This is a genomic window from Edaphobacter sp. 12200R-103 (assembly GCF_010093025.1).
Classification (GTDB): Bacteria; Acidobacteriota; Terriglobia; order Terriglobales; family Acidobacteriaceae; genus Edaphobacter.
This window is the reverse complement of record NZ_CP048114.1, coordinates 742,465-755,950: the sequence shown is the minus strand read 5'-3', so window position 1 is coordinate 755,950 and position 13,486 is coordinate 742,465. Positions and strand designations below refer to the sequence as shown.

Sequence of the window (13,486 nt, the reverse complement as noted above, 5' to 3'; positions counted from 1 at the left end):
CGTTATCGCCATCGTTCCAGAGCAGTGTGAATACAGGAATAATTCACGATTTGTTAACACGAGCAGACAGGCATCAATCAAGGAAAGGGAGCATGAGGGAGGCCGATGTTCGCACCTTCGCCCACCCTCCTCTGCTGTCCCATATCCCATAACTGATTTACCGTTATCGGCATGCGATTTTTTCCGGCTCTCCCCCTGCTGTTCACTGCCTTGAGTGTGTCCGTCGCGGCCCAGTCACCGCTAAAGTTGATCCCCGTTCCACGCGAAGCTCAGCCCGGAACGGTCCAGCCACTCTCCCAGGGGATCCAGATCACCTGTGCCTCTCCCTGCTCGCCGGAAGATTCCTTCGCCATCGACGATCTCAAGGGTTACATTGCCTCCCAGGGCATCGCCGTCAGCAACACGTCGCCGGTCAACATTCTTGTCGTGCGCTACGGTTCCCCGATCTCGAAGTCCATCCTGACCGATGCCACCCCGGGCAAAAAGCCCCTGGCCGACTTCCCTGCCCCAATGAAGGCAGAGGGTTACGCCATCATTCCCGACGGGAAGGGGCTTGCCATAACTGCGGCCAGCAGCTCGGGAATCTTCTACGCACTGCAAACCACCAAACAGCTGATTACCGGTTACGGTCCGGACGCCACGCTCCACACTGCCACCATCCGAGACTGGCCGGCCATGCAGTACCGCGGACTCAGCGACGACCTCTCTCGCGGCCCCTTTCCCACCTTCGAATTTCAGAAGAAGCAGATCCGTCTGCTGGCTGCGTACAAGGTCAACATCTATTCGCCGTACTTCGAGCACACCATGCAGTACACCGGCCATCCCCTCATGGCGCCTCCTGGAGCAGCCCTGACCCAGGACCAGGCCCGTGAGCTGGTAGCATATGCCGCGAAGTACCACATTACTGTCATTCCGGAGCAGGAGGCCTTCGGCCATCTCCATTACCTGCTGAATTGGGAGAAGTACGCTCCCATCGCCGAGACGCCCCATGGGCAGGTTCTCGCCCCTGGCCAGCCGGAGGCCCAGAAGCTGACACACGACATGTTCAACGAGCTGGCCCAGGTCTATCCCGGGCCCTTCCTTCACCTCGGGGCCGACGAGACCGTGGAACTCGGCAAAGGACAGACCAAAGCCGAGGTCGACGCAAAAGGACTCGGCACGGTCTACCTCGATTTCCTTCAGAAGATCGTAGCCGACCTTCAGCCGCTCCACCGCAAGCTTCTCTTCTGGGGCGACATCGCCTATAAGGAGCCTCAACTCCTCAAGCAGCTTCCCGATTCCTTTAAAAAGGCGACCATCGCCGTTCCCTGGGAGTACACCCCCCATCCCACCTTTGTTCCTTACATTAAGCCGTTCACCGACGCAGGCTTCGAGACCTGGGTCGCTCCCGGCATCAACAACTGGTCTCGCGTCTATCCCAACTGGAACAACGGACTGGCCAACATCCAGCGGTTCACGGCTGACGGCCAGCGTCTTGGGGCCACGGGCCAGCTCAACACCATTTGGAACGACGACGGTGAGGCGCTCGCCAATGCCGACTGGTACGGCGTCCTCTTTGGCGCCGAGGCTGCGTGGCACCAGGGCGAGGCTTCTATCTCCGGCTTCCAGTCCAGCTTCGGCCAGAGCTTCCACGGTGATGCTACCGGCAAGATCGACGAGGCTCAGAAAGAGCTGATGGCCGCCCACCAGCTCCTCAAGGACTCCGACTATAAGACCGACGGACAGGACCTCGTCTTCTGGCAGGATCCGTGGAATGCGGACGGTCAGAGGATCGCCGGCCAGATCCGTCCGATCCTCTCTGCGTTACGTCTGCACGCCGAACGCGCACTGATCCTGGTCTATGAGGCCCGCGCTGCCAATCCGCACTTGCGCGAAACCGACGCTCTGGATGTGTTGGAACTGGGCGCCCGCCGCATGGACCTCATCGGCCTGAAGTTTCAGATCTCCGATGAGATTGCAGACAGCTATGCGCATGCTTACGCTCTTCAGACCTCCAAAAATCCCGACGACCGCAGCGAGGTCTCCCGCGAGCTGAATTCCATCAACGCTGTCAATGGCCGGCTGCAGGACCTTCGCAACAACTACTCCCTGTTGCGCGACCTCTACGAGCAGGCATGGCTCAAGAGCTACAGGCCCTACTTCCTGCGCAATAACCTGGAGCGATACGACTTCACCATCCAGATGTGGCTTGGACGCATCGACCGTATGCGCACAGCGCAGAGGCAATGGGCCAACTCGCAAACCATTCCACCGGCGGCAGAGGTGGGAATTCCTGCTCCTGCCGTCGCCAGCCACTAACGGCATATCAACACATACCTGGAATCCGATCACGGTCACCCGAAAATGCACGATGGCAGTCGATTGGGAAGCACCCACTTCTGGCCTTCTCCAGGAAGGTGTCATCCTGAGCGAAGCTTCGCGCGGTCTTATCGCGGGAAGCGCAGTCGAAGGATCTGCGGTCTGCTGGCCCGCCAACCATTCCGCACCGCAGATCCTTCGACTCCGCGCTGACGCGCTCCGCTCAGGATGACACACACGGAAACAGGTCTATCTGTGGATATACCGCTAAGGCGTATCCACAGATGTCATGTCTGAATCTGAAATCGCCCGAGATAATACTGGCATCATTGCACAATCTTTTCCTTCCCACTCCGTTTCAGGAAGTGGGAAGGAATGTGATTCTGCAACCTTGGAATTCTGCCTTTCGAAAGAGGCGCCCCATCGGGCGATGGGGTCATCGCAGGACATAACTTACAGCTGAGGAGCCCAGCCTTTTTCGTACTCTCGTCCCCAAAACGTCATCGCTTCCTTGTCGTTTAGAACGTGACCGGTGCCCTGCTCCAGCTTCAGCTCGCGCTCGACCTCCCATGCGATGTTTGACAGCTGAAGCATCGTTACGGAGATATTGCCAGACTCAATCGGCTGGTTGAGCTTTTCGCCTTTTTGAATTGCAGCAATAAAGTTAGCGAAATGGAGGTCTGTCATATTGTCCGCACCGGTAAGGTCCGCCGACTGAGACGCCTTTCCCGCCGAATACTCGCTGGTCTTCTTCCCATTCAGATCGTAGATCTCATAGCCCCCTTCATCGAGGACGATACTTCCGGTAGTACCCACGATCACGACGCCGCGATCACGGCCATACATCTTCGTTCCATTGCAGCTCTTGCTCTCCCACGATATGAGCTTGTCGCCGTAGTCAAAGCTGGTCACGAGCGTGTCATAAAACTGCCAGTCGTCTTTGAACTGGTACCGTCCGCCAGATGCCGTAACGCGCTTCGGCAGGTCAACCCCGAGAGCCCAGCGGCAGACATCGACCTCGTGAGTGCCGTTGTTCAGAGCCTCGCCGGTACCCCACGTTTTGAACCAATGCCAGTTATAGGGTTGGACGTTGTCCTTATATGCCTGACGAGGCGCAGGGCCCTGCCATAGATCCCAGTCCAGCGTTGCCGGTACTGGAGCAACTTTGCCGATTCCAATCGACTTGCGAGTATTGCTGTACCAGGCCCTTGCGTAATAAGGATTTCCCACCAGGCCGCCATGAATCTTGCTGATAATGTCGATATAAAGCTGTGAAGAACGGCGTTGCGTGCCCATCTGCACATGCTTTCCATATTTACGCTGGGCCTGAACAAGAAGCGCTCCCTCCGCCGGGTTATGGCTGCAGGGCTTCTCTACATAGACATGTTTGCCTGCGTGAAGTCCCGCAATGGCCATTGGGGTATGCCAATGATCCGGCGTCGCTATTGTGATAGCGTCGATGTCTCTGGAAGAGAGAATTTTGCGGAAGTCCTTGTCGGAGGCGGGGGTGTAACCAAGCGTCTTTTCTGCCTTGCCGCAAAATCTCTGCAATATGTTGCTTTCCACGTCGCAGACATGAGTGATCTTTGCATTTTTCTCGTTCGCCTTCAGCGAACGGAGATGAGCTCCGGCTCGCCCGTTAAGTCCGATCACGGCGAAATTAACCCGTTCGTTTGAACCAAGGATCTGTCCATAACTCTTTGCAGTTGAACTAACCGCTACAGCAGCGGTTCCCATTGCAAGCGTGTCGATAAATTTCCTTCTAGAGATCATCCGTTCCCCGTTATTTTGCTTTCGCAAGTTTGACCCATCAGTCTTCGACATTGAATCCTACACCGAATGCGTATTTAGTTGTAGCTTAGAGCAAAGGCGCTTTTTACAGAATTTCTCTGTCTGTACGAGCTATTTCTAAGCACCGTGTCGCACCACAAACAGTGCCGTAGGAACACTTGCCTACGAAAAGGGATGTACGTAAGTTGGCAACCTGTAGGCATCCTCTATAATTCGAATGAATCTTCCTCAACGAATTCCCTGGACCCCCACAACGTTTTTGTTTTCCCTCAACGGGGGCCTAGACTAGACCCTGATGCCTCAGACTCTGCAAGCTCGTTCCCTCGTCACCGCCTCCCAGACCATCCAGCATCCCACCGTTACCATCTCTGCAGACGGCATTATCACCAAGATCGAGCCCGACTCCGCCCCTAAGACGGCGACTAACACATTGGCCGCAACCTTCTTCGACATCCATACCCACGGTGGCGCGGGGCACGACTTCATGGAGGCTACGCCGGAGGTCTTCCGCAAGCTCGGCGGTTTTCTCGCAAGTCACGGGGTCGGTCACTATCTGCCGACCACGGTGACGGCATCGGTCGACAGGACCCTGACCTCACTGGAGGGCATTGCCAAAGAGATCGAGCGAAGCTCTGGTTCCGACTGGGACGCGAAGCACGCGCGGCCCGTAGGAATTCACCTGGAAGGCCCTTTCATCTCGCACGCGAAGCGCGGCGTTCATCCCCCAGCGCAGATTCTTCCCCCGGACATTGGGCTCTTCGACCGTTTTCAGCAGGCAGCTGCCGGACACATTCGCCTTATCACGATCGCTCCAGAGATACCGGGCGCCCTCGATCTCATCCATCACTGCGCTCAGCAGGGAGTGCGGGTCAGCATCGGTCATAGCAACGCCACCGCCGCTGAGGCTCGTGCTGGAATCGAGGCTGGAGCACGCAGCGCCACCCACACCTTTAACGCGATGCGTCCACTCGATCATCGAGAGCCGGGCGTATTGGGCGTCGCGCTGGACGAAGATGCTCTCTATGCCGAGCTGATCTGCGATGGGGTCCATGTCGCGCCGGAGTTGGTGCGACTCTGGCTCAAAGCCAAGGGCCCGCATCATGGAATCCTGGTTACCGACAGCATGGCCGCCGCCGGGATGCCGGACGGCGAGTACACCCTTGGCACCTTCAAGGTACACGTTGCCGACGGACGCGCCCTCGCCGCAGATGACCTTGCGCGAGGCAAACAAACGCTTGCCGGAAGCGTTCTTACCCTCGATCGCGCTGTCGCCAATCTGCAGCGCTTCACCGGCGCCCCCCTGGACGTTGCGGTTCGGCTCGCGTCGAACAATCCGGCCATCCTGCTTGGTCTCGGCGACACTATCGATGGCATCCAGTCGGGCAAACCGGCAAACTTCAATATCTTCAATCAGACAGGCGAGCTCGAGGGCACCATGTTGAGCGGAAGATTGGTTCAATAGGTTCCTTCGCCCTCCTACTGTAATCCTTCTCGAACGAACCGCCGCAGGATCAGGTCCGGCAGCGAAAGCTGCGACTCGGGCGATTTACTTTAGCGGTTTTCTTCAGCCATTTGTTGGCCTTTCGCTATAAACTCGCTGACATGTCAGCTGTTGTCTCTGCATCACATCTGCACGTCTTCGACTTGGTTCTGATTGCTGTGTATCTGGCGGGGATCACACTCTTCGGGCTGCGCTTTCGCGAGGGAAAAGGCGCCACTGCACGCACGCTCAAGAGTTACTTCCTCGCCGATCGTACTGTTCCCTGGTGGGCGATTGCGCTCTCAATCGTCTCTGCCGAGACCAGCACCCTCACGATTATCAGCGTTCCCGGCGTAGCCTTTACCGGCGACTTCGGCTTTCTGCAGATCATCATCGGATATATGATCGGGCGCGTCGTCGTTGCCGTGATCTTCCTGCCCCGCTACTTCCAGGGCGAGATGCTGACGGCCTATCAACTTATCGACCGTCGCTTCGGCAGTGCACTTCATAAGATGACCGCCGGATTGTTTCTTCTCACCCGCGCTGCCGCCGAGGGTGTTCGAGTCTTCGCAGTCTCCATCGTTGTAGCCATCGCCATTGGCACGGGAGACGTGCTCTCCATCGCCATTATCTCGGCCCTGACCCTGCTCTACACCTTCGAAGGCGGCATGACGGCTGTTATCTGGACCGATGTTGTCCAGATGATTCTCTACATCGCCGGGACGCTCGTCGCCATTGCCACCCTCGGGACCCACGTTCCCGGAGGCTGGCACCATATCCATACCCTCGCCTCGGCGGCCGGCAAGTTCCGGCTCTTCGATTTCGCCATTAGTCTCAGCCAGACCTACACCTTCTGGGCTGGTGTCATCGGTGGAACCTTCCTCACCATGGCCTCGCACGGTACCGAGCAGTTGATGGTGCAGCGCCTGCTCGCCGCCAAAAACCTTGGAGAATCCCGGCTCGCCCTGCTCTCCTCAGGGGTCGTGATCTTCGTTCAGTTCACCCTGTTCCTTCTGATCGGCGCAGGACTATGGGTCTTCTACGGCGGCTCGCCCGCCGCCAATCTCGCTCCCGATCGCCTCTTCCCTTCCTTCATCGTGCGCGAGATGCCGATCGGAGTCGCCGGTCTGCTTATCGCGGCTATTCTGGCTGCTGCCATGTCAAACCTCTCCGCCGCTCTCAATTCCCTCTCCTCGACCACAGTCGTCGACTTTTACATGCACTGGAGACCGGAGGCGGATGAGCGCGAGCGCATGATGATCTCCCGATCCTCAACCGTCGTATGGGCGTTTGTGCTCTTTGCGATCGCGGTCTACAGCATCCATGCAGGCGGCAAGGGTCACGTCGTCGAGATTGGACTCTCCATCGCCTCCGTCGCCTACGGCGCCCTGCTCGGAGTCTTCCTGCTTGGCACTCTGACTCGCAAAGCCACGGAAGGAGGAGCCATCATCGGTATGGTCCTCGGCTTCGCATCCAATATCGCCCTTTGGCTGCAGCCCGCGCCGATTCACTTCACCAGCCTGCCGCTCTTCGGAGCCACAACCCTGCCTCGAGTCGCCTGGACCTGGTACGTCTTTATAGGAGCCATCATTACCTTCGTGACCGGATATCTCGCCAGCAAGATGCTTCGTAAGCCAAACACCGCAGCCAAGGCGACCGTTGCCGCAGCCATAGTTTTCGTCGCAGCACTCTGTTGCCCCAATCAGGCCTTTGCAGGATCAGGACCGCCGAGACACACGGCCGCGGCCAGCCGCACCGCGGGCGACGGTTCCGCCGCTGACTTCAGCGCCATCTCCATCCTGACGGATAACGCCATCGCCCAGCAAAAACTTCCCGGGGCAGTCATCGTGGTAGGGCACGATGGAAAAGTCGTCTTCCACAAGGCATACGGCAACCGCAAAGTCGCCGGGGAGCTGAGTCCCAACGGCTCAACCACAGCCGAGCCAATGACCGAAGACACCATCTTCGACATGGCCTCGCTGACCAAATGCCTTGCTACCGCAACTGCGATGATGCAGCTCTACGACGAGGGTAAGTACCAGTTTGACGATCCTGTTGCCAAATACCTCCCCGAGTTCGCCGCGAACGGCAAACAGAACGTCACCATCCGCGAGTTGCTGACCCACTACTCCGGCCTTCCGCCCGATGTCTCGACTAAGGATTCCTGGGGGCTCGCCGCACCCGATAAGGCTGAAGGATTCCGCCGCGCCATGGCATCGCCGCTCGACAATCCTCCCGGCACTAAATTCGTCTACTCGGACATCAATTTCATTACGCTCGGCTTCCTTGTTGAAAAGCTGAGCGGCCAGCCGGAGGACGTCTATGTCGAGCAGCACATCTTCAAGCCCCTGAAGATGATCGACACCTCTTATCATCCCTTCGCCAAGGCTTGCGGACCGCATACCGTCTCCGGATCCGACATCGAGCTGGACGGCTCAACCAAATCCGCCGCCCCTGAGCACTGCCCGACCGGCAGCTGGAATACCGCCATCATCGAGCGCACCGCTCCTACCGCTCACGACGACGAACTCAAAGACAACCCCTCCGCCAATCCCGACTTCGACCATCTCCTTCGCGGCACGGTCCACGACCCCACCACGCGCCGCATGGGCGGAGTCGCCGGGCACGCCGGAGTCTTCTCCACGGCGCACGATGTCTCGCTCTATGCGGGCGCTCTGCTCGAAAAGCTTCTCTATAACAAGGGGCCTTTTCCGGTTAAGCAGTCGACCCTTAAGCTGATGACCACCCCGCAGCAACCTGCCACCGCTCAGGATGGAGCGACGGTCTTCACTCCCGACGGCAAAGTCACCAAGGGTTTGGCTACGCGCGGCTTCGGATGGGACATCAATACCGCCTTCTCACGTCCACGCGGATCGGTCTTCCCCATCGGCTCCTTCGGTCACACCGGCTTCACCGGGACGACGCTGTGGATGGACCCCGGCTCAAATACCTACGTCGTTTTGCTGACCAATGCCGTCCATCCTCGGGGCCACGGATCCGTCTCCGTGCTTCGCGGAGAGGTCGCAACCGCCGCTGCCCAGGCGCTCCGCCTTTATGGCAGCCAGCCCGTGGCGAGGGTGCTCACCGGCCTCGACGTTCTTGAATCCACCCACTACGCTGCTCTGGCCGAAGCCGCACATCGGCATAATAACCGTCTCCGGATTGGCATCCTTACCAACCAGACCGGGGTAGATGCGCATGGCCATCGCACCGTCGACCTGCTCGCGACCGAAGCTCCGAAGGACGTTCCCGGCCTCGAGGTCACTGCTCTCTTCTCCCCCGAGCATGGGCTCTTTGGGGCGAAAGATGAATCCGGAATCTCCGGTGAAGTAGACCCCACGACTCACATTCATGTCACCTCGCTGTACGGCAAAACGCCCGAGTCGCGTCATCCTACTCACGACCAGCTCAAAGACCTCGACGCCGTTGTCGTCGATCTGCAGGATGCAGGCGTCCGGTTCTACACCTACGAAGCGCAGACCGGATACTTCATCGAAGCTGCGGCAGCCGAGAAAAAACTCGGCCATCCGCTCGAGATCATCGTTCTGGACCGTCCCGACCTGATCGGCGGCGAAAAGGTTCAAGGTCCCGTGTCTGACGAGGGCAAGACCTCCTACACCAACTACATGCCTCTCCCCATTCGTCATGGCATGACGCTCGGTGAGCTTTCACGCTACATCAACGGCGAACGTCGCATTCCCGGCGGAAGCTCCCCCAACGTACAGGTTCCGCTCAACGCTCAGGTAACCGTGGTTCCGCTGCAGAACTGGCAGCGCAACATGTACTACGACCAGACTGGCCTGCCATGGATCAATCCATCTCCCAATCTTCGCAGCGTCGAGTCGGCTGTGCTCTATCCGGGGGTTGAACTTCTGCAGTTCACCAACGTCTCCGTAGGCCGCGGCACCCCGATGCCCTTCCAGAACATCGCCGCACCCTTCTTCGACGCGCCGGCTCTCGCAACCGCTCTGAACGCCCGCAATATCCCGGGTGTCAGCTTCAGCGCCAGCACCGTGACCATCGCAGACGACTCTTTCCATTCCATGTACCACGGCCAGACACTGCCAGCGGTCCACATCATCCTTACCAACCGAAACCTGCTGGATGCGCCCGAGCTTGGAATCGAGCTGATCTCTGCGATTTATAGCGCCTATCCGCAGCAGTTCAACATCAAGCGGCTCAATACGCTTCTGGTCAGCATCAACACGGTTCTCTCTATCCAGAACCATGAGGATCCACGCGCTATCGCGAAGACCTGGGAGAAAGATCTTGATGCCTTCCGTCAACGCCGAGCGCAATACCTGCTTTATTGAGCGGCTTCCGCCTCCAGCAGCCAGATGTACCCATTTCGACATCAGGGCATCACAAATTCATAACGACAGAGCTGTGTCTGCCGCACAATAGAAGGATCGTGAACTAGAAGGGGTGTTTGCTCCATGCCGCGCATCAACTTTCATCAGCAGCTTGCCGCGCTCAAGGACAAGCTTCTCGCCATGGCGGCCCTCTCCCAGCAGGCCCTCTCGCTTGCGCTGGAGTCCTATCTGACCCGCAATGTCAGCCTCTGCGAGCACGTGAAGGAGATCGAAGAAGCTATCAATGCCGCTGAGCGCGACGTAGATGAGCTGGCCTACGATCTGCTGGCGAAGGAGCAGCCCATGGCGATCGACCTTCGCTTCATTCTTGCCGTCATCAAAATCAACGGCGACCTTGAGCGTATCGGCGATCAGGCTTCCAATATCGCTCAACGGGTGCAATCGCTTACGGACGTCCCTTTGATCGAGCTCCCTATCGACATTCCCGATATGGGCGAAAAGGTGGGCATCATGATCCGTACTGCGCTTCAGGCTCTTCTGGAGGCCGACGCCAGGCTCGCGGAGAAGGTCCTCGCCATGGACGATGAAGTGGATGACATGAACCGGGACGTTCAGGCCGAGATGGTTCAGCTGATGCAGCAGCAGCCCGAGATCAGCGCACAGGCACTCAACGCCATCATCGTCTCCCGGAATCTGGAGCGATCCGCGGATCACGCCACGAATATCGCCGAAGATGTGATCTTCTGGGTGCGCGGCTCCGACGTCCGCCATAAACAGTCCCTGTCTGCTGCGGAGTAGTACTTTCGCAGCAGGAACTCCCTGGAAGGGCGAAATCTCCAAAACCTCTGAAATCAAAGTCATTTGTATGCAAATCCTGCTGGAAACTCCGAGTCCTCCCTTGACTCTTACCTTCCATACCGCCATACTTTAAGCATGGCTTTCGACCGCATCCAGCTTCTCTCCTCCTGTCGCATGTGTTGTTGCGAACGGGTGCGCTGTCGTCTCTGCCCTGCTTCGTAGGTCCTTCCGATCTGCGACCCTCAGGCAAGTCGCCAACGCCCACTCCAGCGAGTGGGATTTTTATTACCGCCGCAATTCCAAGCCAAAGGATTCTATCAATGTCCACCACTCCGGCCCCAGCCGCCGTCAAAGAGACCAAAGCCCAGAAAACGGAACGACTTAAGCTCGCTAAAAATCCCTGGGAAGCATGGGAGGAAGTACGCGAGTTTGCTCGTCAGGGTTGGGATTCGATTCCTTCCGACTGGGCCTTGTACTTCCGCTGGTGGGGGGTCTACAGCCAGGGCGATGGAAAGGGAGTGACCGGCGGAAGCGGCGGCGAAGGCAAGGCCACCGAATACTTCATGATGCGGATTGCGCTGCCCAATGGAATCCTGACCAGCGCTCAGGCTCGCGTTATCGGCGAAGTAACCAAAAAGTACGCCAACAACCTTGCCGACATTACGACCCGGCAGAACATTCAGCTTCACTGGCTCACCATTCAGGACTTGATCGAAGTCGTCGACGCCCTCAACGCCGTCGGACTCAGCACCAAGGGCGCCTGCGGCGACGTCGTCCGTAACGTTACCGGATGCCCCCTGGCCGGTCTGGATGGTCACGAACTTATCGATGCCAGCCCTCTCGCCATCGAGATCGCGCACAGGCTCAACGGCAACACCGATTTTGTCAATCTTCCCCGCAAGTTCAAGTTCACCGTCTCCGGATGCCCGGTCTGGTGCAGCTTCCCAGAGATCAACGACGCTGCCCTCACCGCCATCAAGCGCACCGTCGACGGCAAAGAGGAGATCGGCTTTACCCTACGCGTGGGTGGAGGCCTGTCCAATGAGCCAAACATTGCCGTGCGCATCCCGGCCTTCGTCCGCCAGGACCAGGCACTTGCGGTAGCCACGGCCACCGCCGAAGTCTTCCGGGATGCAGGAATCCTTCGCGAGAACCGTACCCGCGCCCGCATCAAATACCTCTTCATGAAGTTTGGCTGGACCGCCGAGTCTTTCCTTGAAGCTCTCGAAGAAAAGCTGGGGTACAAGCTCGATCCCAGTCCGGTCAGCATGGAAGAGATTCCTGCCGACATCTACCGCGACCATATCGGTATCACTCCTCAGCGTCAGCCCGGTCTGTCCACGGTAGGAGCCAGCGTTCTCAACGGCCGTGTCTCCGGCGATCAGCTTCTGAAGCTGGCTGAGCTAGCCGAAAAGTATGGTGACGGCAATCTGCGCACGACGATCGGACAGAACATCCTGATCGTCAACGTACCCAACCGCGAAACCGCTGCTCTGGTCGTTGAGTTGAATTCGCTCGGCTTCAACGTCGACGTCTCGCCCTTCTGGCGTGGAGCGATCGCCTGCACCGGGACGGAGTTCTGCAAGCTGGCCATTGCAGAGACCAAGGGTTTCAACAAGTGGTTGGTCGCTGAGCTGGAGGATCGCCTGCCTGGCTTCGATCAACAGATTCGCCTCCACATCACGGGTTGCACCAACTCCTGCGGACAGCACTGGATCGCAGATATTGGCCTGGAGGGCAAGAAGATCAAGAAGGACGGCCAGATGGTCGACGCCTTCTTCTTCTGCGTCGGTGGCTCCGTGGGCAAGTATGCCCGTACCGCACGGCAGTTGGGCTATCGCGCGGCGGCGACAGACGTGCCGGACGCAATCGAACGCCTGCTGAACGCGTATCTTGAAGCTCGTACTCCCGGTGAGGATCTGCGCAGTTACTTCGACCGTACCGACGACAGCACCCTGCGCGCACAGCTTGCCGGTGAGGTTCTTACGCCAGTCGAACGGGATGCGCCTCCCGTTGGCGCCGCCCGCCTCGCGCCGGCAGAATAACCGATTCCCTACAAACAAGACCGCGTTTGCTTTTCAGCGAACGCGGCCTTGTTCTTCTAATCGATGGGAAATCCGCCTTGACGTCGCGACTTCAGAAGGCTCTCCGGCAGAATTCCGCTTTACCGCAGAGTCAATGGCTTTTCTACCTGGAGGTATTCGGAGATCCTTCGAATCAGATCTTTAGGGTGAATTGGCTTACTGACGATGGCAAAGTCGTGTCCCTGGGCCCGAGCTTGCTCCAGAAGGTCAGCTGTTGCCGCCTGTCCGGAAAACAACAGAATCTGGCATTCGGGAATCGAACTCTTGAGGGCGATGGCCAGTTCGACGCCAGTCATTTCTGGCATCACGACATCGCTGATCACAAGACGGGGAGGATTCTGCATGGCAATCTCAAAGGCACCCTTACCGTCATACGCCGTTCGCACGGAAAATCCCGACCGTGAGAGGATCACGGACAGAGTATCGGCGATTGTCTGCTCATCATCCACTACCAAGACATCCAGTCTTGCCAGGCCTGAATCCTCGCGCTTTGCCTCTTCGATCGGCACTACTTCCGTATGAAGTATTTTTGTCATCAGGCAACCCCTGACGGCAGAGTATCATTATTGAAATAAAACCTGCTACCTATTTTGAATCAATCATTTACACGTCAACTTTACACCTAAAACATGTAGTGGCAACTTGGCATCAAATTAACCATACGTTAGCGTTAGTTTTACGCTACGTCAGTCAGGAGGTTGGCTTTTCGCAGGTACCGCAAA

Annotated in this window: 7 protein-coding genes; 5 read left to right on the top strand and 2 right to left on the bottom strand. The window is 57.9% G+C overall.

Annotated features, from left to right (window positions below):
• Nucleotides 1–171: 171 nt before the first annotated feature.
• Nucleotides 172–2,298 (top strand): family 20 glycosylhydrolase, encoded by a 2,127-nt coding sequence (locus GWR55_RS03150; RefSeq protein ID WP_162400957.1) that lies wholly within the window; start codon nt 172–174, stop codon nt 2,296–2,298.
• Nucleotides 2,299–2,751: 453 nt separating this feature from the next.
• Here the strand turns inward: GWR55_RS03150 and GWR55_RS03145 are convergent, their stop codons facing one another.
• Nucleotides 2,752–4,071 carry a Gfo/Idh/MocA family protein gene (locus tag GWR55_RS03145; RefSeq protein WP_162400956.1) on the bottom strand — a complete coding sequence of 440 codons (1,320 nt, stop codon included), beginning with the start codon at nt 4,069–4,071 and terminating at the stop codon, nt 2,752–2,754.
• A gap of 313 nt (nt 4,072–4,384) precedes the next feature.
• Between GWR55_RS03145 and nagA the strand changes: the two genes are divergently transcribed.
• The 4 genes from nagA (at nt 4,385) to cobG (ending at nt 12,725) form a co-directional block, all read left to right on the top strand.
• Entirely contained in the window at nt 4,385–5,551 is a 1,167-nt protein-coding gene (nagA, locus tag GWR55_RS03140) for an N-acetylglucosamine-6-phosphate deacetylase (protein ID WP_162400955.1), read from the top strand.
• 140 nt (nt 5,552–5,691) lie between these two features.
• Entirely contained in the window at nt 5,692–9,882 is a 4,191-nt protein-coding gene (locus GWR55_RS03135) for a sodium/solute symporter (protein ID WP_162400954.1), read from the top strand.
• A gap of 123 nt (nt 9,883–10,005) precedes the next feature.
• Nucleotides 10,006–10,680: a phosphate signaling complex protein PhoU gene (gene phoU / locus GWR55_RS03130; protein WP_162400953.1), complete on the top strand. Its 675-nt coding sequence runs from the start codon at nt 10,006–10,008 to the stop codon at nt 10,678–10,680.
• A 320-nt stretch (nt 10,681–11,000) separates the two neighbouring features.
• Nucleotides 11,001–12,725, top strand: a complete 1,725-nt coding sequence (gene cobG / locus GWR55_RS03125; protein WP_162400952.1) for a precorrin-3B synthase — start codon at nt 11,001–11,003, stop codon at nt 12,723–12,725.
• 119 nt (nt 12,726–12,844) lie between these two features.
• Here cobG and GWR55_RS03120 read toward each other — a convergent pair whose 3' ends face one another.
• Complete coding sequence (locus tag GWR55_RS03120; protein ID WP_162400951.1) at nt 12,845–13,300, bottom strand: response regulator; 456 nt, start codon at nt 13,298–13,300, stop codon at nt 12,845–12,847.
• Between the last annotated feature and the right edge of the window lie 186 nt (nt 13,301–13,486).